Origin of the sequence: Chryseobacterium sp. JAH (assembly GCF_001507335.1) — a bacterium.
In the GTDB taxonomy this organism is placed as follows: Bacteria; Bacteroidota; Bacteroidia; order Flavobacteriales; family Weeksellaceae; genus Chryseobacterium.
This window is the reverse complement of record NZ_LMAH01000003.1, coordinates 646,538-667,463: the sequence shown is the minus strand read 5'-3', so window position 1 is coordinate 667,463 and position 20,926 is coordinate 646,538. Positions and strand designations below refer to the sequence as shown.

Below are 20,926 nucleotides of genomic sequence, written 5' to 3'. Positions count from 1 at the left end.
AACTTCAAAATTGGAGTTGCTTTTTTTATTTTAACTCATCTAAAAGATTGAGTTTGTACATATATCCAATGAGAACTCCCTCCCAGATATCCAGAAAATTGAAGGCTTCTAAAACCAACTTATCTACCGGCAGGATCAAACACCGGATTCTTTGATCATTTTTTTAAAAGAAGTCCGAAATATAAATTTGTAAACACATTTGAATATTAAAAATAACTCATCAAAATATGGGTAAATCATTTTGAATAATTGTAACAAATCAAATTTTTCAGCGTCTAACCTAATAGATTTACTCACATTATGAAGAAAATTTTATTTACTCTCTCGGTTTTAGGTTCAGTTTTAGGTTTTGCACAGGAGACAAAAGATACCAAAACCAAAGAAAAGGAGATCGAAGGCGTTGTTATCACTAAAACTAAAAAAGCGATCGAACAGAAAGCCGACCGTACGATTTTTGATTTTTCTGAGCAATCACACCTCAACAACGGTAACGTTTTGGAAGGAATTAAAAAACTTCCGGGTCTAGTGTCCACAGATATTGCAGGGATGATGTATCAGGGTAAGGTTCTTGATGTATATTTAAACGGAAGACCTCTTAATATTTCGAGCAACGAATTAAATTCTTTTCTTGAAGGGATGCCCGCCAATTCTGTCGAAAGAATTGAAGTAATCACTCAACCCGGTGCGGAATTTCCGGCAACTTCAGGGGGTGCTATTATGAATATTATAACGAATAAAAATGCGAATAAATATCTTACAGCAACCTATTCCGGTAACTATAATTTTTCTAATGAAGATAAACTGAGAAGCAGAACAAGCAACTCTTTGAACCTAAATGCAAGAAATAAACTGTTTGGATGGCAACTAAGCGTAGGACAAAACTATCGCGAAAGTATGCTGAATACCAATCAGGATAATCTGATGCTCAGCAATACCGACAGAGTGGGAAGAGGATATTTTGCGAAAGCAGGAATGACTTTTGATTTGGGTGAAGATCGATTGCTTTTGAACTACGATATTTATCATAATAAGAATGACAATTATACTTTAAGTGACGGAAACGCAATTCTTCCTTATAAAGATACAAAATTATTTAGGGAAGCAGATTTTGGAGCTTTCGATGCTGCTAATACCAATAATTTGAGACAGGAAGCCGTAGCAACTTATCAGGTACGCTTTGATGACAAGCTTAAAAAGCTTGATTTTCAGTTTGGATATACAAAATCTGATAGCAAATTTGGTCAGGACAATATTTATCGTGATGTAACTTACTTAGATCCAATAGAAATAGTCCCGCTCTTTTCTGATGGAAATATATTACAAAACAGTTCAGATATGAGAATTGCCAATTTTAAAGTAGATTATTCTCAACCTCTGAAAATACTTGATGAAGGAAAAGTGAGCTTCGGAGGCTTGTATGAAAAACAAAATTTCGATACAGAAAGCAAAGGTTTAACTAATTTAGAATATCAAAGACAAACAGCTTCAACATATTTAGAATTTCAGGCAAAACTGAAAAAGTTTGATTTCATTGCGGGGGTAAGAGCTGAAAATTATGATATTTCGGGAGTTACCAGATTAATGGATAAGGATGATAAACTTGTACAAACAGATTTAATTCCTTTTAATAAATTTAAACTTTTCCCGAATGCAAGTGTGCAGTATAATGTGATGAATCAGGTACACGCATTGCTTAATTATAATAAAAAGATTAACCTTCCAAGTATTTCTGCATTAAACCCGAACAACAGTACTTTTCAGGGACCGAATACTCAGGTAACAGGAAATCCGTTTCTGCAACCGACAATTTTTGATAACTATGAGGTGAAAATTTCGGCTTTTGATTATGCATTTATCGGTTACAGCGTAAGTAACGCGAAGAATCAGGTTGCGCAGATTATCAGAAGAGACGGTAAAAATATTTTTAATGAACAGGTGAATATTTCAAACATGAAAATTCACAATTTCAATGTGGGACTTCCCATTCCGTTTATGATCTTCACAAAACCTTTGAGCGAGATTATGAAGTTTGATTTTAATCCTGATAAAATTAATTTCATGTATTTGTACGCAGGTTATCAGAAGCATGATATTGATAATTTAAAGAACAATGGTTTCTGGATTTTTAATTTAATGACCCAGATTCTTCTTCCAAAAGATATTAAGCTAACGGCAAACTACAGTTATCTAACGCCGAGAGCAGGATATTTTTACTTCACAGCAGAAAAGCCTTTCAATAATTCCGTAGATATTACTTTAACTAAGAAGTTTATGGACAACCGTTTAACAGTTTCTATTTTTGGAAATGATATTCTGAACGGTCAGGTGATGCAAATAAGAACCAATAATCCTACAGGAGGAGAAAGTCTTTTTATCAGAACAAAGTATGACAGCAGAAATTTTGGTTTGTCTGTGAACTATAAGATTCCGACAAAGAATAAATTGGCTAAAGAAGATCCGAATATTCTAAACAGCAAAAAAGAAGAAACTGGCGGCGTGATGCAACCGGGACAATAGAAGATAAGTCATTGTTAAAACTTACTTTATAATAAAAATCGGCTCCGAATAATTCAGAGCCGATTTTTTTGTAAAAACTTTTATAAAAACTATTTCTTTATGATTTTAATAGTTTGTTTAGAACCGTCTTTCATATCAAGCTGCAGAATATACATTCCTGCACTAAGATCATGTAACCTTACAATAGATTCTGCTTTCACATTATTTCTAACCAGTTTTCCTGACAGATCAGTAATTTGAATTGATTTTACCAGATCAGGTCGCTCGATATTAATAAGATCTGAGAAAGGGTTTGGATAAACTTTCAGTTTGTCATTAGCCTCAATTTCATTTGCAGAGAGGCAACCCGCAGAGCTTACAGTAGCAGTCACCATAGTTCTGGCTGATTCGCAAGCAGGGGTAAAGTTGATATTATAAAAGTAAAAGTAATAAGCAGGATAATTAACGAAAGTTGTTCCTGTAATGACGAGTTGGGGTGTAGTATAAGGAAAGACTGCTCCAGCAGAATTTCTATGCAAGTTTGCAGTTCCTGATCTTCTCATTGCATATGTTCCGGGTGACAAAATTATATTTAACGGAACTGTTTGAGGAGTTGAATTCCCAGAAACCGTCGTTGTGTAAGAAACTGATGAAACTGAAGTTCCTGAAGCGGTTAGAACCTCAATTGTTCCTGTCTGACCAACTGTACCAGGAAATACATCAACCGAATTTAAAGTAAGATTCGAATTTACTGTAAATAAAAGATCCCACGAAGTATTGGTTGCAGTACTAGTTCCCAAACTTGCAGGAGTAGCAGCACCAACATTCGTAGGATTGCCTATACTCGAAGCTGTTACCCAATAATTTGTTGTTGTAGATAATAAAGGAGTCGTAAAAGAAGTACCAGTACCAACACTTGTACCACCATTTGCAACATCATACCATTTTAAGGTAGCACCAGCAGCACCAGTAGCTGACAAAGTAGCTGACTGATTGGGACAAACAGTTGTGCCAGTTGACGACAGTAGTGCTGGAGGTTGACATTGTGTGATCACAGTAATTGGTTGCAAAGTCCAAATACTTGTATTCCCACTTCCACAATTCGATCTTACCCAAACATAATATTGGGTTGAAGGAGCTAAAGGACTTAATGTAGCAGTCGTTCCAGCAGGAACTTGTTGTAACGGGGCGGTAGAAGATGTTGGTGGAGTGCTCGATGTACTGTAGTAAATATCATATCCATTTGAAGGTGATGATGAGGAAGCGTCCCATGAAATCGGAGCAGTTGTAATGGTTGACGAACCAGAAGTTAAACCTCCTGGAGTATAACAACTTGGCGGTGTCCAGGTATACGTTAAACCTGTCGTCGGCATCCCAGGAACTGCATTGGCTGTATTAAAGGCTTGTGAACTTGTATTTGCAGTACCGGAAGTTGAATTGACAAATTCTAAAGATGTAGCATTCAGCCTATTATTAAAATCAGAAGCTGATGTACCTCTTAATCCTATCTGCGCAGTAGAATTGTAAGCGGTGCTACCAATTACGTAAGCACCTGAGGTATACACCATCCTGATGATACTTGAAGTTTCTGACAAACGTATCTGAAATGAAAACGTATATACCGATGTAGTCACTGTAACATTGGTGGGTCTGAAATCCTTCCATTGTAAAACAAGCTCTCTATTTGGTGCAGTTCCTATAATGTCCCAGCTCATATTCCCTGTAACACTGTTCACATCAAATACACTATTCAAATCTCTACCAAATACTGCAATAGCTCCATCATACGTTGCCGTACTAGAAATGGGAGTGACATTTGTGGTCGTAGGAGCCGTTGCTCCAAAAGTTACAAAACCATTTGATGATGCATTAAGGGAATTATAAACGGTACCATTAAAATTAAACCCGAACGGTAATGTAATAGGATAAACTTCGCTGTTTAAATTACTAGCAGAAGCATTCCCTGTGGCTGTTCCTAAAACAGTTCCAACAATGGGAGTGTAGGTTCCAGATGACTGTGTAAAACTATAAGTACTTACCTGAGCATCCAGGGGACTATTGCATACCATCAAAAATGACAACCATAAGGTTATATTTTTTGCATATTGTCTTAGTTTTTCCGCTGGAGAAAAAACCTGGTAAAAATGTTTCATATAAGTTTAAATTAGATTTAAACAAATATACTTTTTTTAGATAATATTGATTACAATAAAAAAATAACATCCCAAAAGCTAAAAATCATTAATAATTTAGCACATATTATGATTATTGCTAAATTTTCACAATGTAGTTATTTCCCTAGTAGTGTATCTTCACAGGCCTTCCAAATTGCGTCGTTCTGCGGAACAGGAGCTATAATTACAACTTCTTCTTTTGTCACTGGATGTATAAATTCTAGTTTTCTTGCATGAAGATTAATTCCGCCATCGGGATTTGAGCGTGGAGCTCCATATTTCAAATCACCTTTAATAGGAACTCCCGTTTTTGATAGCTGAGCACGAATTTGATGATGTCTACCCGTTTCAAGATCAATCTCTAGAAGATGATAATTATCTAAAGTTTTAATAATCTGATAAGTAAGAATCGCTTCTTTCGCTCCGTCAGTTACTTTGGTAAAAACACTAGCCTTATTATTTTTTTCATTCTTCTTTAAATAATGAATCAATCTTTGGCTTTGAGGAATCATTTCCTTAGCAACAACCGCCCAATATGTTTTTTTAACCTCTCTATTTTTCACCATTTGAGTCAAACGGCTGAGCGCTTTAGAGGTTTTAGCATAAATAACCAAACCCGAAGTAGGACGGTCAATACGATGCACTAAACCGAGAAAAACATTTCCCGGCTTCTCATCTCTTATCTTGATAAAATTTTTAATAGAATCCAGCAGAGATTCATCTCCGGTTTTATCTCCCTGTACTAATTGTCCAACTTTTTTATTGATAACCAAAAGGTGATTATCTTCATAAACAATTTGTTCCTCCATAACTACTGACGATTCGCTGACCTGTTGGTGAAAGAGATAATGACACCACCCAGCAGACCTATTGTTTTGATAAATGACAAACTAGAATCAATCGGAAGAAAAGCGCCAATTATACATAATGCCGCAGCACCATACATAGGATACTTAAATTTTTCATTCACAAGTAATGGTGCCTGCAAAATAAAGCTCAATCCTATTAATAGGTAAAATAGTTTTCTTGAAAGAATATCATTGACTTCCGGTGAAAATACCTGAAACCAACCTACAACCAAACACAATATTGCCAATACAGAGATTACTCCCTGAGCCATTTGTAAATTATTTCTCATTAGTAACTTTCATTTTGGTTAGGAAAATCTGAACTTTTCACATCTTTTACATATTGAGCAACCGCTCCAGTGATTTCTGTATAGAGATCAAGGTATCTTCTTAGAAACTTTGGTGAAAAACCTTTGTTCATTCCTACCATATCGTGATACACCAAAACCTGTCCGTCACAATCAGGACCGGCTCCTATTCCTATAGTCGGAATACTGATACTTTCAGAAACTCTTTTGGCTAAATCGGCAGGAATTTTTTCTAAAACAATAGAAAAACATCCTAACTCTTCCAAAAGCTTTGCATCGCTGATCAGTTTTTCTGCTTCTTCTTCATCTTTAGCTCTCACTTTGTAGGTCCCGAACTGATAAATCGACTGAGGCGTCAACCCTAAATGTCCCATCACAGGAATTCCTGCATTAATGATTTTCTTTATAGATTTCGAAATTTCTTTTCCACCTTCAATTTTTATCGCGTGAGCACCACCCTCTTTCATCATTCTTACTGATGATTCCAGCGCCTTGTCTGGATTACTTTGATAAGTTCCGAAAGGTAGATCTGCAACGATTAAAGCTCTGTCAATACCGCGCACAACACTTTGAGTATGATAAATCATTTGATCTAATGTAATCGGCAAAGTCGTTTCAAAACCCGCCATCACATTAGCCGCAGAATCTCCGATCAACACAGCATCAATACCGCCTGCATCTACCATTTTTGCTGTAGTAAAATCATACGCAGTAAGCATGGTTATCTTTTCCTTATCGAATTTCATTTTTCGTAAGGTTTCAGTAGTAACTCTTTTAATTTCAGAATGAACAGACATAATATATGTATTGTTTAAAAGTTAAAAAGTCGGCTTTCGCCGACTTGTATGTTGTATGATTTATAAAACTACGTGACCGAGTTTCATGAGTTTATCGTGATTCAGAATTTTAATATTTCTTCCGTCAACTTCGATGAGTTGATCTCCTTTAAATTCAGAGATCAATCTGATGGCACTTTCTGTTGCAGTTCCGATGATATTGGCAATTTCTTCTCTCGTTAAAGATATTTTAATAAAACCTTCAGGATCTGTACCTAATTTTTGTTCCAAAAGAATTAAGATCTCCGCCAATCTTTCTCTGACAGTTTTTTGAGCCAAGAAGGTAATGGTATTTGATGATTCTCCTAATTCGTAGGCTATCTTTTGAAGCATAATAAATGAAAGCTGAGGGTCAACCTCTAGAAGATCCATAAAAACATCAGCAGGTAAAAAAGTACATTCAATATCGGTCATTGCCTCCGCTTTAGCCTGGAAATTTTCACCACAAAGCAAAGCACGATATCCGATGATGTCGCCTTCCTTTATAAATCTTAAAATCTGATCTTTCCCAAAAGACCCTGACTTCGACAATTTCGCAGCTCCCTTTTCCAAAACATAAACCCCTTTTGGGATTTCACCATCATCAAAAATGATATCATGTTTCTGAAAACTCATTTTCTTTTTAGCACCAAAGTATCTTTCAAAATCAGTATTGGAAAGCCTTTCTTTAAAGGATTTATCATTAAAAACCCTAGCAAATCTTTCTTCAATAGCAATTTGTTTTTCCTGCGACATTTTAATATGACATTTATCACAAAAATAGAACATTTTAACTCGATAAACAAAAAAAATTGTTATAATTTTGTCAGTCAATAATTTATGAAGGTGAGCGAGAACTGTTTTCATTGTGGACAAGACATAGAAAAGGAAAGAATTCCTTTCGACGACAAAATTTTCTGTTGCAACGGCTGCAAATCGGTCTACGAAATTCTGAACATCAACAATTTAAGCAATTTTTACGAGCTAAATAAGCGAGCAGGAATTCGCCCAAGTGACGAAAATTCTTCGCAGTTTGACTACCTGGATACTCCCGAAATTTTTGAAAAAATTACAGATTTCTCGGAGGGAAATACAACTCTTGTAACTTTTAAAATTCCGGTGATCCACTGCTCCTCATGCATCTGGCTTCTGGAGAGCCTTCACACTTTACATAAAGACATCAAATATTCTCAGGTCAACTTCACACGTAAGACCCTGCAGATCTCATTCAATCATAACGATTTGAAATTAAGCGAATTAGCTAAATTCCTAACGAATCTTGGGTACAAACCGGCAATCACCTTAGAAACTGCTGACAAAAATGAGGAGCACTTAGACAAATCGCTGTTGGTAAAACTGGCCATTGCCGGATTTGCTTTTGGTAACGGAATGTTCTTAGCGTTTCCAGAATACATAGGCGGAGAAGACGTCTGGATGGAACACTACAAAGGCCTATTCAGGTTCCTTATGTTTTTACTGGCAATTCCTGTGGTATTTTACTCGGCTTCAGATTATTACAAATCAGCTTGGTATGGTTTAAAAAATAAAATCGTCAACATTGACGTTCCGATTGTTTTGGGAATATTCGTTCTATTCGGAAGAAGTGTTTACGAAGTGGCCACAGATTACGGGCCTGGATATTTTGACACGCTATGTGGACTTTTATTCTTTATGCTTTTAGGGAAAATGTTTCAGAAAAGAACCTACAGTTCGCTTTCTTACGACAGAGATTACAAATCATTTTATCCAATTGCTGTTACAAAAGTTGACTTTGGCGGAAAACAGGAAAATATTTTACTTTCCGAAATCAAAATCGGGGATAGAATTTTAGTCCGAAATCAGGAAATTATTCCAGTAGATGCGATTTTAATCAATGGTGAAGGAAATATAGACAATAGTTTTATCACCGGAGAAAGTGAAAGCATCAGCAAGCAGCCCGGGGACAAAATTTTCGCAGGAGGAAAGCAAGTAGGCTCATCCCTTGAGTTGGAGGTTATCAAAAATGTAGACCAAAGTTATCTGACTCAACTTTGGAACAAAGAAGCTTTCAAGAAGCATGAAACCGGTCTAGACACATTAATTAATAACATCAGTAAGTATTTCACATTTATTATTTTAGGAATTGCTTTAATTTCAGGAATTTACTGGTCGTTTATCGATTTAGAAAAAATGTTCCAGGTGATTTCTGCGATTCTAATCATTGCATGTCCTTGTGCACTGGCACTTTCTTCACCTTTCACTTTCGGACATATTATGAGGATTTTGGGGCGAAATAAATTTTACGTAAAAGATACGTTGACGATTGAAAAAATTGCAAAAATCAACACAATTGTTTTTGATAAGACTGGAACGATTACCCAAAGAAAAAAAACCAACATCAAATTTGAAGGTCCAGAAATACCTGAATTTGATTTAATGAATATCAAAACCTTACTGAAAAACTCAAATCACCCGCTTTCTAAATCTCTTTATGAATTCATTGAAATCAGCGATCAATATTTCCCTGTAGAGAATTTTGAAGAAATCTCAGGAAAGGGCTACGAAGCAAACATCAGAGGAAATATTTATAAAGTTGGCTCTGCAAAATACAACAACCAGGAGTCTAAAAATCTTGAAACCGCAGTTTACATCAGCAAAAATAATGAGTTTATTGGAAAATTTATTTTCACAAATGAATACCGTGAACACCTTAAAAATCTTTTCTCAAAACTGAATTTTTACAAGATATTTATCTTAAGCGGAGACAATTCTTCAGAAGAAAACCAGCTTAAAACAATCATCCCAAATGCCAGCTCAATGGCATTTAACCAAAGCCCGGAAGACAAACTGAACTACATTCAAAACCTACAGAATAGCGGACTGAAAGTAGCAATGCTCGGAGACGGATTAAACGACGCTGGCGCACTGAAGCAGAGCAACGTCGGAATTGCTATTTCTGACGATACAAACAGCTTTACACCATCCTCCGACGTTATTATGAACGGTGAAAAAGTATCACAGCTCGACAACTACTTAAACGTATGTAAAGGATCAATCACGATTGTTAAATTGACGTTCTTAATCAGTTTTCTTTATAATATTGTTGGATTAAGCTTTGCCGTAACCGGACACATGTCACCATTATTTGCTGCTATCTTAATGCCGATAAGTTCAATCACCGTAATTTCTTTCACCACACTTTCGACCTGGATTCTTGGTCGCAAATATTTCAGAAAAACCGCATAAACAGCCTTATTTAGACTGATTTTAAATTAGCAAGAACCCGTATTTCGTGATTAATGTCATTATTTTTCACTAATTTTGAACCCCGAAAATAGGTTAATTTTGTTGTCTGATGGATATTCTATATTTAATGATCTTATGCAGTGCTTCTTTGGCTGCAGTTTTCCTGATCGTATTTATAGTAAATGCTAGAAAAGGACAGTTTGAAGATGATGAATCTCCCGCTGTACGTATACTTTTTGAAGATGAAGTAAAAGAGGATAAAAAGGTAGATTCTGGCAACAAAAACGATAAAGAGGAAATAGGAGAAAATAATAAAATTGAAGAAAAAAGTGAATAGTTAGTATGGAGACACAAAAGTTTAGTTATGACAACAGTATTGTTCGGGCATTCCTATACGCGACCATAGTTTTTGGAATTATAGGATTCGTGTTTGGGCTTACGGCAGCATTAATGCTTTTCTACCCTGAACTTCCTGAATTTTTATTCGGGACCGATGATACGACGATTAAAAGTCTGTCATCCGGAGATATTCAAGGTTTGATCAACACTCATGGTGCGTTTGGTTTTGGAAGAATTAGAATGCTTCACACCAACACCGTAATTTGGGCATTTGTATGTAATATCGTTTATACCGGTATTTATTACTCATTACAAAGATTATTAAAAGCAAGAATGTACAGCGATACATTATCTTGGTTACATTTCTGGACTTGGCAGTTGATGATTGTTGCTACGTTCATCACATTCTTTATGGGGATCAACACTTCAAAAGAATATGCAGAACATGAGTGGCCAATCGACATATTGATTGCATTCTCTTGGATTATATTTGGAGCGAACATGTTCCTGACAATCGCAAAAAGAAGAGTAAGACACTTGTATGTAGCAATTTGGTTCTACATCGGTACTTGGATTGCAGTGGCAATGTTGCATATTTTCAACAACCTTGAAGTTCCGTTGTCATTCTCAGGATGGAAATCTTATTCGGTTTATGCCGGAGTAAAAGATGCTATTGTTCAGTGGTGGTATGGTCATAATGCGGTTGCATTCGTATTGACAACACCAGTTTTAGGTTTGATGTATTACTTCTTACCGAAAGCAGCTGACAGACCTGTATTTTCTTACAAGCTATCAATTATTCACTTCTGGTCATTAATTTTCGTATATATCTGGGCTGGACCTCACCACCTTCAGTACACAGCTCTTCCAGCTTGGGTACAGGCAGTTTCTACAGGATTCTCAATCATGCTTATAGCACCATCTTGGGGAGGTATGCTGAATGGTCTTCTTACATTGAGAGGAGCATGGGATAAAGTGAGAGAAAACCCGATATTGAAATTCTTCGTGGTTGCAGTTACATGTTATGGTATGGCAACTTTTGAAGGACCGCTTTTAGCAACAAAAAACATCAACAAAATTGGTCACTTTACTGACTGGGTTATTGGTCACGTACACTTAGGTGCATTAGGATGGAATGGTTTCATGGCATTCGGTGTTATCTATTATTTGGTGCCGATTATGTGGAGAACAAAAATTTGGTCTGTAAAATTAGCTAACTGGCATTTCTGGTTAGGTACTTTAGGAATCATTTTCTATGCAGTGCCAATGTATATTGCAGGATTTACTCAAGGTTTAATGTGGAAACAATTCAACCCAGACGGAACATTATTATGGAAAAACTGGCTAGATACTGTAACTGCAATTATCCCTTATTATAAATTAAGATTTTTAGGAGGTTTCTTATATCTTTCTGGAGGTCTATTGATGGTAGTCAATGTTTTTGCTACCGTTAGAAAAGGATCATTTCAAAAAGAAGTTCCAGCAGAAGCTCCGGCTTTGGCAATCATCAGCAAGAAAAGAAAAGAAGGAGAAGGTACTCACCTTTGGTTAGAAAGAATGCCGGTACTATTAGGTATTTTATCTTTCATCACTATATCAATCGGAAGTTTGATCGAAATTGTTCCAACACTTTCATTAGATAAGAGTGTTCCAACAATTTCAGCAGTAAAACCTTACTCACCACTAGAATTAGAGGGTAGAGATATTTACATCCGTGAAGGTTGTAATGCTTGTCACTCTCAGATGGTAAGACCATTCAGAGACGAGATTGTAAGATTTAACGGTAAAAACGGACAGTACTCTAAGGCAGGTGAATTTATTTACGACAGACCTTTCCTTTGGGGATCTAAAAGAACAGGACCAGATTTGCATAGAGAAGGTGGTAAAAACCCAAGTTCTTGGCATTACAAACACATGTATAACCCAAGATCTACATCTGCAGGTTCTATTATGCCTCGTTACCCTTGGTTGATCGCTACTAACTTAGACAGATCTAAGATGGTTGACAAGATGACCTTGATGAAAAAATCTTTTGAAGTACCTTATACAAAAGCTCAGATTGATTCTGCTGATCAATGGGCAGACAATCAGGCAGCAAAAATTGTAAAAGATATCTTCTCTGAAGCAGCCGATTTAAAAACGGAATATGCTAAGAGACCGGATGTGAAGCTTGAAAAGAAAGAAATTGTAGCGTTAATCTCTTATCTGCAAAGATTGGGTACCGATATTAAAACGACAGAAATAAAAACTGCGAGTAATAACTAAACATTAACCTCTCATGATTCCTCAGAACTTTAAAGATATATTATCCAATACGGAAAATGCAGGTTTGTATCAAACTTTGGCTCTGATTTTCTTTATGTTGTTCTTCATTGCTTTAGTAATCTATGTCTTTAGCAGACCTAAAAAATATTACAAAGAAGAAGAGCATGCACCTCTTGAGGATGACCAAGATGACGTTAATTTGAAAAATTAAACTATTTATTATGAGACAAAGAACACCTGTTTTTGTAAACATTTTAATAATAACAGTATTATTGGTAATCTTTTATTATTTGTTTGTACAGAGCTATTCGTTTTTAGCATCACCATATTTCTGGGGAACGGTAGTGATCAGTGCAATCTTGGCATACATTCACAGCGCAATCGGAGATTTAATTGAAAACAATAAATTCAAAAAACTAACTCCAGAAGAAAAGGCAGCCTATCTTAATGAAAAGAAAATTCCTTTCTTGAGAAGACAGTATGATGCAGCTTTCAAAAAGCAATCTGAAACTGAAGAGAAAGACATTCTGATCGATCACGGTTTCGATGGCATCATGGAGTTGGATAACCAATTACCAAAATGGTGGGTAGGTTTATTCTGGTTTGGTACAGTATTTTGTGCAGTGTATATATGTGCATATTCGTTCACAGATTTTGCACATCCATTGACTGAGTATGAAGCTGAATATAAAGAGCAAATTGCAAGCATTACAAAGTATGAAGAAACTCAGCCACAGGTAACGATAGAAACTGCAGCATTCTCTGAAGACAATATCGCAGCAGGTGAAGAGGTTTTCAAAACAAACTGTGTATCTTGTCACTCAGACGGTGGTAAAGGAGGTATCGGTCCTAACCTGACAGATAACTTCTGGCACAACCAACCTGAAAAAACATTATTCAAAAACGTATTCCACGTTGTAGAAAATGGAGTTACAGGAACTGCAATGCAGGCTTGGGGTAAAAACGGAGTACTTACAGGAAGAGACATTCAGAATGTTGCGGCGTATGTATACCACATCAACCAAGAACAGCCACCAATTACTCCGGCTCAGGGCGGTGCACCAGCTTATGGTGACGAAGCTAAGTGGGAGAAACAGTAAACTAAAACTTTAAAATATGATTAAACATAATTTGTTATTAAATTAAAAAATAGTAACGAATTATGTTTTTTCTTTTTTTTAATAAAACCAAACTATAATGTCAGATAAAGAAGAAGAAATTCTACGCGGCGGACAGGGACAGGTTTTAGATCCTGAAACCTATAGAGATTCTATAGGTACAATGGAACAATCCGGAAAGAGAAAATGGGTTTTTCCTAAGAAACCAAAAGGTAAGTACACCAATTACCGAAACATCGTCAGTTATTTATTACTGGCTGTTTATTTCATCGTGCCGTTTATAAAGATCAATGGCAATCCTTTCTTTTTATTTAATGTGATCGACAGAGAGTTTTTCATCGTGGGGCAGCCTTTCTACCCGCAAGACTTCTTCATCCTTACTTTGGGAGCAATTGCCTCTCTCCTATTTATCATCATTTTTACGATTGCATTCGGAAGAATTTTCTGCGGGTGGATATGTCCTCAGACAATTTTTATGGAATCTATCTTTCGTAAAATTGAATATCTAATTGAAGGAGATCGAAACAAGCAGATGAAGCTCGACCGACAGGAATGGAACAGCGAGAAAATCTGGAAAAGAAGCTTGAAATGGTCAATCTATGTTGTCATCTCATTGATTATTACCCATTTTATGTTTATGTACATTGTGGGTTACCAGCAGGTTCTCGACATTGTTTCAGACGGACCATTTGCACATCCTACTAATTTTATTGTAATGATTCTTTTCACCGCAGCATTTTATTTTGTGTTTGCATGGTTCAGAGAACAGGTTTGTACACTGGTTTGTCCTTACGGAAGATTGCAGGGCGTTTTGATTGACAAAGAAACCATCAATGTATTTTACGATTTCAACAGAGGCGAAAACCGTTCAAAATGGAGAAAAGGCGAAGATCGTAAAGCAGCAGGAAAAGGTGACTGTATCGACTGTTATCAATGTGTTGTCGTTTGTCCGACAGGAATCGACATCAGAGACGGACAGCAGCTGGAATGCATCAACTGTACAGCATGCATCGATGCCTGTGACGAAGTCATGGAAAAAGTAGGTTTACCGAAAGGTCTGGTACGTTATGCATCAGAAAAAGAAATAGAAACCGGAGCACCATACAAATTTACCGGAAGAATGAGAGGCTTTGCTGTAGTTCTTGTTTTATTGGTAGGATTTCTAGGATATCTACTGTCAAGCCGAGGGGAGATGGAAGCCAAATTCATCAAACCGGCAGGAAGTACATTCTTTGTAAGAGAAGGAAAAATTACCAATACCTACAATTATACTTTCCTGAATAAGACCAACGATAAAAAAGTAGTTACCATTAAAGTAATCGAACCTGCAAAAGGCGAAATCAGCTCTAGTGGATCAAGCAAAATTACAGTGAACAGAGATAAAATTACCAAAGGAACGATTAACATCAGCTTCCCTGAAAACGCCATGAAGCTGTCTAAACAAAACATCACCATCGGTGTTTATGACATGAAAGGCGAGCTTATCGATTCCTATGAAACTTATTTCGAAGGACCATTTAAATTACAATTTTAATTTTCTATAATAATGAAAAATTTTACTTGGGGACACGGTGTATTATTGGCACTAGGCTCATTTATTATATTTATTTTATCAATGCTGTTTCTGTTTCCAAACGGACAGAAAAATTCAGAAATGGTAACCGACAAATACTACGAAGAGGAATTGGAATACCAAACCGTTATCGATGCTAAAAGACGAGCAGACACGCTACAGGAAAAACCGGCGTATTCGCAAACTACGGAAGGAATTAAAATGACTTTTCCTGCAACGATCAACAATGCAAATTCTAAAATTAAATTTGTACTCAACAGATCAGACGATCAGAATTTAGATATCAAAAGATCTGAACAGCTCGATGCCAATCAGTCATTCACTATTCCTGCCAAGGTTTTGACAAAGGGAAATTATACGTTACGATTGATGTGGACTACCGACAAGACAGACTACCGACTGGATTATGATGTGATATGGAAATAGCACTTTTACTATCAGCAATCGCTTTAGGTTTTGCATCCGGTTTTCACTGTATCGGAATGTGTGGCCCTATTGCTTTGTCGATGGGACTCACAAAAAAACAGGCAACTAATTTTTACCTCCAGAATTTAACCTATCAGTTCGGAAGAATTTTCACTTATGCTTTGCTCGGTGGGATTCTAGGAATTATCGGTGAAGGTTTTGAGATGGCAGGTTTTCAGCAGTATTTAACGATTGCTGTGGGGGTTTTACTGATTGTGATGGCATTATTTTCATTTGGAGGAAAAGACTTTGCTTCAAAAATTCCTTTTCTATCTAAATTTCTATTTAAAGTAAAATTTAATTTAGGTAAACTTTTACAGAAAGCAGATTACCGATCAAGATTCACCACAGGAATTCTTAATGGATTTCTTCCATGCGGAATGGTTTATATGGCTTTAACCGCAAGTTTAGCAGCAGGCGGAATATGGCAGGGAGCTTCATACATGGCTTTATTCGGATTGGGAACACTTCCATTCATGTTTGCCGTAGTTCTGGTCGGAAATCTGATGAATCAAGCTTTCAGATTTAAAATTTTAAAAGCCATTCCTGTCATCATGATTATTCTTGGTGGATTATTTATTGTTCGAGGTTTAGAATTGGGGATTCCTTACCTCTCTCCAAAAGCTGAAGCGATGACAGTTTCTAAAGATAACAATGGTGAATGTCACTTACCGGGAGATCACAGTACACATCCACATAATGCGAACTGTCATTGATTAGATAGTTCAAATTAATACACGGCTAAAAGTACAATCATAATTTGGACAATAGTTTTAATTTTACCAATTCTCTATTACCAATTTCAAAATCCACATACAAAGGGAGTGACTCCTACAATCTAAAAATTGTCAAATCATCTATAGTAGCTGAACTATTATTTTGTTCACATTCAAAAAACCAGTACGCACTGTCAACAGATAACTAGATAAATCATCAAACAAAAGCCACCGAAATTTCGGTGGCTTTATTTATATAAAAACAGACTGTTAATTAATAAATTCAAACTTCGCGTACTCTGCGATTTTCTTAGGAAGCTTAATACCTTCTGCAGTTTGATTATTTTCAAGCAAAGCCGCCATAATTCTTGGCAATGCCATAGCAGAACCATTTAACGTATGCACCAACTGAGTTTTTCCGTCCGCTTTGTAACGGCACTTCAATCTGTTGGCCTGGAAGGTTTCAAAATTTGAAACTGAACTTACTTCCAGCCATTTTTCCTGAGCAGCACTCCAAACTTCGAAATCGTAGGTCATCGCAGAAGCAAAACCGGTATCTCCGCCACATAATCTTAAAACTCTGTAAGGCAATTCAAGATCAGTCAGGATTTCTTTGATATGTTCTACCATTTCTTCCAAAACTGAATAAGAATTCTCAGGCTTTTCTAATCTTACAATTTCTACTTTCTCAAACTGATGAAGACGGTTAAGACCTCTTACGTGAGCACCGTAACTTCCCGCTTCTCTCCTATAACACTGAGAAAATGCTGTATTTTTAATCGGAAGGTCTTTTTCATCCAACAAAACATCACGGTACAAATTCGTAACCGGCACTTCCGCTGTTGGAATTAAATATAAATCGTCTGCATTGATATAGTACATCTGCCCTTCCTTGTCCGGCAACTGTCCTGTTCCATATCCTGAAGCTTCATTAACAACATGAGGCGGATTCACTTCCAAATAACCAGCATCCACATTTTTATCCAAAAAATACTGAACCAAAGCTCTCTGCAATCTTGCTCCTTTCCCAAAATAAACCGGAAAACCGGCTCCTGCAATTTTAACACCCAGTTCAAAATCAATCAGGTTATATTTCTTAGCCAGTTCCCAATGTGGAATTGCGCCTTCACCCAAACCTTCAACATCGTGAGACTGGTAAATAATTTCGTTATCGTCTGCAGAAACTCCGGCTTTAACCAATTCGTAAGGTACGTTTGGAATCTGATACAGAATATCCAACAACTTTTTTTCAATCACTTCCAGTTGAGACTTCAATTCTGTGCTCGATTCTTTGAACTGTGCGGTTTTAGATTTTGAGGCTTCAGCTTCTTCTCTTTTCCCTTCTTTCATTAGAATTCCGATCTCTTTCGAGATTTTATTGATTTCTGAAAGTTGAGAATCTAATTCAAACTGAATTCTTTTTCTCTCTTCGTCGGTAACGATTGCCTCGTCTACCAACTCAAGACCCTTGAATTGTCTTTTTTGAAGACCTTCTAAAACGCGTTCTTTGTTTTCGCGCAAAAAATTGACTTGTAACATAAAAGTTTATAGTTTAAAAGTTTAAGGTTGAAAGTGGTGAGCATTTTAAGCAAAAAAACTCCTTCCCGTCAACATTGAACCGTGCTTTGCAAATTTAAAGATTATTTTGTGATTTTCACGATATTACGATTCTCAGAATCTTTGGTTACCTGTACTTCATTATTGTTGTAAAGAACTTTCGAAACCTCAAAAATACTAGGTGTCCAATTATAAAAAATCTGTAATGTATCGTTATCAATTTCAGAAAATGTACTGTCAGTAAGTTTCTTCGTCAATGCGACTCTTACATCTGAGCGATATTGTCTGTTTTCAGAATTGGCATCGCTCCCGTTTACAAGCTGTCTAGTAGCCCCTGCAATATATTCTTGATAAAAGATAGAATCAGTTGTCATTTTTGGTGAAAAACTAATCGGAGCAACGTCGGTTGCTGCCAAATTATCATTCAGTGTGATTGTTGTGAAAGATCCGATTTGGCCAGGACGTAACAAATCTTTGCCATTTGCATCCTGAATATAAAAATTCATGATCTGATCGATTTTCTGAATAGAATCTTCATCACTTCTGCAGCTTAGAAGTGTACAACATGCCATGAATGTCAGGAAAAACGATTTATTCATATAAGCAAAGATAGGAAAGATTTATAACTATGAGAGTTTCCTAAGGTATAAAAAGAAAAAAACAAGATATGCTAAACCTGAAATCACTAAGGTTGAAGACATCGCAACCGCCATACCAAAAACGCCATAAGATGGTATCAACAAATAAGCGATCACTGCTAGGCAAAGTAGAGAGAAGGCGCTCACCCATGTATTGATCTCAATTTTCCCTACTGCAGGAAGAAGGTTTCCATATAAGTTTCTGGTAAGCATTCCTAAATTAAAACCAATGAGTAAAGTTATCAATAATCCTGAATTGTCTTCGTATGTTTCGCCAAAAATGAAATGCAAAATATATCGGTCGAAAAAAATGAAAAAAATGAAAATTGCGACACATATTGGAATAAAAACCTTGTGAAAATTGATAATATAAGATGTTAGAAATTTCCTGTTCTGATAATTTTTGGAAAGTATCGGAAAATCACTTTGTAAAAAACTCACTGCCAAAAAAGTAATGTTCGACGGTATCAAAATTGCAACACGGTAATGGGCAACAGCACTTTCATTCATCAGAAATCCCAGCAGAATAATATCTAAAGAAAACAAAGTCTCAGAAATAAGCGACGTTGCAGCAGTAAACATACCATAGCGCCACATTACTTTATAATTTGGGGGAATAAATTTCCTGGATGAATAAATATCTTTTTTGAGCCACAATAATGAAAGATACGGCGTGATTGCAATGGCGAAAAGATACCCGTATAATTTAAAAAAATAAGTCAAAACGAGTATTAAAAGTAAACCTCCTACATTCACTACATTATTAATGGTCGCAAAAGTTTTATTTCTGGAAGTAATCCGGTAGTACGCCTGAATATGATTTGCAAAATAAATTCCTCCGAGCCGAATAGCACAGAAAACAAATATGGATAAAATATTGTCGTACTTAAAATAAAAAAATGATAGGCTTAAAAATACAATGATTAACAGAATTTCAAAAAAGATTCCTCTGAAAAAAAAATAAGACGAAATCTGTTGTTTTTCATTTTCATCTGAAGAAATTGCACCAAATCTTATCAAGCTTTGTCCGCTACCAAAACCCGTGAAGGGAAGAAAAATAGCGAAAACCGAAAATACGATACTTAGAATTCCAAATTCATTTTCCGGCAGTAATCTGATGATGAGTAAAGACCCCGCAAAACCACAAATTTTAGCAAGAAAGAACGACAGAAAAACATAATGCCCGCTGTTATTGATAAAATTTCTAAGAAAGAGTTTCAAACTTTTCATGACATTGATCTTCTATAAATTTCATCATAAATTTCTGAAAACTGACTTCCAATAGATTCCATTGAGAATCGCTTTACTGAAAACTGTCTTATTTCTTTTTCATCTTTAAAGGAAATTTCATTTTTACATATCTTTTCTAAAACACTGTAAAGATGATCAGTATTGTTTTTCTCAATGCCTATTGCTAAACCATCAATAATAAATTCAGCGGCTCCCCCTACTTTTGTTGCAATCACCGGTTTTCCGCATGCATAAGATTCTAAAATGACACAGCCTTGAGTTTCATTTTCACTGAAGAGAATAAAACAATCGGAGTTTTGCATTTTCTCTGCCACTTGACTATACGTTATAGCACCAAACACCTTTATATACTCTTCTGCACACAATTCTTCTACCAAAGAAGTTAACGATTGAGTTTCTCCATCACCCCCAATTTCTAAGCTTACAGAATATCCGTTTTGATGCAATTTCACAACATTTTTTATAATATCTTTGGGTCTTTTTCTGGGAATCAGGCTGGACACGTGCAGAAATTTAACGGTATGAATGTCCTTTAGTATCGATTTTATACTAAAGAGTTCTGTATTTACAACATTTGAAATCACCCTCATCGGACTCTTGATTCCCATGAGAATAAGGCTACTCTTTAAATTATTACTCACGGGCAAAATATACTCAGCGTTTTTTGAAATGTACCTTGCAATTATTTTTGCAATAGTTGATGTCTTAGAAAGATTCTGCTCCTGAAAGGCTGTCCAGTGCTCTGTGACTACATACGAAATATTAAATTTTTTCTTTAAATAAACAGCAAAAAGCATAGAATTATGCATCACATTCGCATGTACAAGATTTGGCTTTTTCATTTTTGCAAAGCCCATCTTATAAGCGTTCATTCTACGATAAAAATTTTGGAAAGGATTTTTTGAATTTTTATAATAGACAATCAATGTTCTGATTCCATTAATCAACTGATCATCAATCAAATACTTTTCTTTTTGATTGAAATCACCAATAGAATGCAAAATCTCAACATCATGCTTTAGAGATACAGCCTCAGCATGTCTTTGAACAAAATTTCCATTATATGGCTCAACTTTGTTTGGAAACCACGAAGAGATGAAGAGGATATTTTTTCTTTCCAAAATTTTATTTAAATGTA

The 20,926-nt window shown here is 36.0% G+C and carries 18 protein-coding genes; 9 read left to right on the top strand and 9 right to left on the bottom strand.

Annotated elements, in window-relative coordinates; translation table 11 throughout:
- Positions 1-300: 300 nt before the first annotated feature.
- Positions 301-2,517 (top strand): outer membrane beta-barrel protein, encoded by a 2,217-nt coding sequence (locus tag AR685_RS10265; RefSeq protein WP_047443557.1) that lies wholly within the window; start codon positions 301-303, stop codon positions 2,515-2,517.
- Between the two features lie 89 nt (positions 2,518-2,606).
- Here the strand turns inward: AR685_RS10265 and AR685_RS10260 are convergent, their stop codons facing one another.
- The 5 genes from AR685_RS10260 to AR685_RS10240 form a co-directional block, all read right to left on the bottom strand.
- Entirely contained in the window at positions 2,607-4,649 is a 2,043-nt protein-coding gene (locus AR685_RS10260) for a T9SS type A sorting domain-containing protein (RefSeq protein ID WP_059124492.1), read from the bottom strand.
- 137 nt (positions 4,650-4,786) lie between these two features.
- Positions 4,787-5,479 carry an RluA family pseudouridine synthase gene (locus AR685_RS10255; RefSeq protein WP_047443555.1) on the bottom strand — a complete coding sequence of 231 codons (693 nt, stop codon included), beginning with the start codon at positions 5,477-5,479 and terminating at the stop codon, positions 4,787-4,789.
- A gap of 2 nt (positions 5,480-5,481) precedes the next feature.
- Positions 5,482-5,808, bottom strand: coding sequence for a hypothetical protein (locus AR685_RS10250; protein WP_059124491.1), 327 nt, complete (start codon positions 5,806-5,808; stop codon positions 5,482-5,484).
- Positions 5,808-6,623, bottom strand: coding sequence for a 3-methyl-2-oxobutanoate hydroxymethyltransferase (gene panB / locus AR685_RS10245; protein ID WP_047443553.1), 816 nt, complete (start codon positions 6,621-6,623; stop codon positions 5,808-5,810). The genes AR685_RS10250 and panB overlap by 1 nt, the downstream gene beginning before the upstream one ends.
- Positions 6,624-6,683: 60 nt before the next feature.
- A complete protein-coding gene (locus AR685_RS10240; protein ID WP_047443552.1) occupies positions 6,684-7,397 on the bottom strand; it encodes a Crp/Fnr family transcriptional regulator in 714 nt (237 codons plus the stop codon).
- A 90-nt stretch (positions 7,398-7,487) separates the two neighbouring features.
- On the opposite strand from AR685_RS10240, the gene AR685_RS10235 reads away from it, so the two are divergent.
- The 8 genes from AR685_RS10235 to AR685_RS10200 all read left to right on the top strand — a co-directional run bounded on the left by AR685_RS10235 (position 7,488) and on the right by AR685_RS10200 (position 16,342).
- A complete protein-coding gene (locus AR685_RS10235; protein WP_185113241.1) occupies positions 7,488-9,866 on the top strand; it encodes a heavy metal translocating P-type ATPase in 2,379 nt (792 codons plus the stop codon).
- A 109-nt stretch (positions 9,867-9,975) separates the two neighbouring features.
- The gene (gene ccoS, locus AR685_RS10230; RefSeq protein WP_047443550.1) at positions 9,976-10,203 is read left to right on the top strand and encodes a cbb3-type cytochrome oxidase assembly protein CcoS; all 228 of its coding nucleotides are present in this window, start codon (positions 9,976-9,978) and stop codon (positions 10,201-10,203) included.
- 5 nt (positions 10,204-10,208) lie between these two features.
- Positions 10,209-12,470: a cytochrome-c oxidase, cbb3-type subunit I gene (gene ccoN / locus AR685_RS10225; RefSeq protein WP_047443549.1), complete on the top strand. Its 2,262-nt coding sequence runs from the start codon at positions 10,209-10,211 to the stop codon at positions 12,468-12,470.
- A 13-nt stretch (positions 12,471-12,483) separates the two neighbouring features.
- Positions 12,484-12,681: a cbb3-type cytochrome oxidase subunit 3 gene (locus AR685_RS10220; protein ID WP_047443548.1), complete on the top strand. Its 198-nt coding sequence runs from the start codon at positions 12,484-12,486 to the stop codon at positions 12,679-12,681.
- A 10-nt stretch (positions 12,682-12,691) separates the two neighbouring features.
- Positions 12,692-13,570 carry a c-type cytochrome gene (locus AR685_RS10215; protein WP_059124489.1) on the top strand — a complete coding sequence of 293 codons (879 nt, stop codon included), beginning with the start codon at positions 12,692-12,694 and terminating at the stop codon, positions 13,568-13,570.
- Positions 13,571-13,667: 97 nt separating this feature from the next.
- Positions 13,668-15,122, top strand: a complete 1,455-nt coding sequence (gene ccoG, locus AR685_RS10210) for a cytochrome c oxidase accessory protein CcoG (protein WP_059124488.1) — start codon at positions 13,668-13,670, stop codon at positions 15,120-15,122.
- A 12-nt stretch (positions 15,123-15,134) separates the two neighbouring features.
- The gene (locus AR685_RS10205) at positions 15,135-15,587 is read left to right on the top strand and encodes a FixH family protein (RefSeq protein ID WP_059124487.1); all 453 of its coding nucleotides are present in this window, start codon (positions 15,135-15,137) and stop codon (positions 15,585-15,587) included.
- Entirely contained in the window at positions 15,578-16,342 is a 765-nt protein-coding gene (locus AR685_RS10200) for a sulfite exporter TauE/SafE family protein (protein ID WP_059124486.1), read from the top strand. The genes AR685_RS10205 and AR685_RS10200 overlap by 10 nt, the downstream gene beginning before the upstream one ends.
- A 270-nt stretch (positions 16,343-16,612) precedes the next feature.
- On the opposite strand, the gene serS is transcribed toward AR685_RS10200, so the two are convergent.
- The 4 genes from serS to AR685_RS10180 all read right to left on the bottom strand — a co-directional run bounded on the left by serS (position 16,613) and on the right by AR685_RS10180 (position 20,909).
- Entirely contained in the window at positions 16,613-17,881 is a 1,269-nt protein-coding gene (serS, locus tag AR685_RS10195) for a serine--tRNA ligase (RefSeq protein ID WP_059124485.1), read from the bottom strand.
- Positions 17,882-17,982: 101 nt separating this feature from the next.
- On the bottom strand, positions 17,983-18,498 hold the full coding sequence (locus AR685_RS10190) for a hypothetical protein (RefSeq protein WP_082671916.1): 516 nt from the start codon (positions 18,496-18,498) through the stop codon (positions 17,983-17,985).
- 27 nt (positions 18,499-18,525) lie between these two features.
- The gene (locus AR685_RS10185) at positions 18,526-19,767 is read right to left on the bottom strand and encodes an oligosaccharide flippase family protein (RefSeq protein ID WP_059124483.1); all 1,242 of its coding nucleotides are present in this window, start codon (positions 19,765-19,767) and stop codon (positions 18,526-18,528) included.
- On the bottom strand, positions 19,764-20,909 hold the full coding sequence (locus tag AR685_RS10180; RefSeq protein WP_059124482.1) for a glycosyltransferase: 1,146 nt from the start codon (positions 20,907-20,909) through the stop codon (positions 19,764-19,766). The genes AR685_RS10185 and AR685_RS10180 overlap by 4 nt, the downstream gene beginning before the upstream one ends.
- Positions 20,910-20,926 lie beyond the last annotated feature (17 nt).

What these genes read in the sequence shown, in the direction of transcription:
- AR685_RS10205 (WP_059124487.1), top strand. Translation starts at nt 15,135, where the DNA reads ATGAAAAATTTTACTTGGGGACACGGTGTATTATTGGCACTAGGCTCA.
- AR685_RS10260 (WP_059124492.1), bottom strand. Translation starts at nt 4,649, where the DNA reads ATGAAACATTTTTACCAGGTTTTTTCTCCAGCGGAAAAACTAAGACAA.
- ccoS (WP_047443550.1), top strand. Translation starts at nt 9,976, where the DNA reads ATGGATATTCTATATTTAATGATCTTATGCAGTGCTTCTTTGGCTGCA.
- AR685_RS10220 (WP_047443548.1), top strand. Translation starts at nt 12,484, where the DNA reads ATGATTCCTCAGAACTTTAAAGATATATTATCCAATACGGAAAATGCA.
- AR685_RS10215 (WP_059124489.1), top strand. Translation starts at nt 12,692, where the DNA reads ATGAGACAAAGAACACCTGTTTTTGTAAACATTTTAATAATAACAGTA.
- AR685_RS10200 (WP_059124486.1), top strand. Translation starts at nt 15,578, where the DNA reads ATGGAAATAGCACTTTTACTATCAGCAATCGCTTTAGGTTTTGCATCC.
- AR685_RS10250 (WP_059124491.1), bottom strand. Translation starts at nt 5,808, where the DNA reads ATGAGAAATAATTTACAAATGGCTCAGGGAGTAATCTCTGTATTGGCA.
- panB (WP_047443553.1), bottom strand. Translation starts at nt 6,623, where the DNA reads ATGTCTGTTCATTCTGAAATTAAAAGAGTTACTACTGAAACCTTACGA.
- AR685_RS10255 (WP_047443555.1), bottom strand. Translation starts at nt 5,479, where the DNA reads ATGGAGGAACAAATTGTTTATGAAGATAATCACCTTTTGGTTATCAAT.
- AR685_RS10265 (WP_047443557.1), top strand. Translation starts at nt 301, where the DNA reads ATGAAGAAAATTTTATTTACTCTCTCGGTTTTAGGTTCAGTTTTAGGT.
- AR685_RS10185 (WP_059124483.1), bottom strand. Translation starts at nt 19,767, where the DNA reads ATGAAAAGTTTGAAACTCTTTCTTAGAAATTTTATCAATAACAGCGGG.
- AR685_RS10190 (WP_082671916.1), bottom strand. Translation starts at nt 18,498, where the DNA reads ATGAATAAATCGTTTTTCCTGACATTCATGGCATGTTGTACACTTCTA.
- ccoG (WP_059124488.1), top strand. Translation starts at nt 13,668, where the DNA reads ATGTCAGATAAAGAAGAAGAAATTCTACGCGGCGGACAGGGACAGGTT.
- AR685_RS10240 (WP_047443552.1), bottom strand. Translation starts at nt 7,397, where the DNA reads ATGTCGCAGGAAAAACAAATTGCTATTGAAGAAAGATTTGCTAGGGTT.
- ccoN (WP_047443549.1), top strand. Translation starts at nt 10,209, where the DNA reads ATGGAGACACAAAAGTTTAGTTATGACAACAGTATTGTTCGGGCATTC.
- serS (WP_059124485.1), bottom strand. Translation starts at nt 17,881, where the DNA reads ATGTTACAAGTCAATTTTTTGCGCGAAAACAAAGAACGCGTTTTAGAA.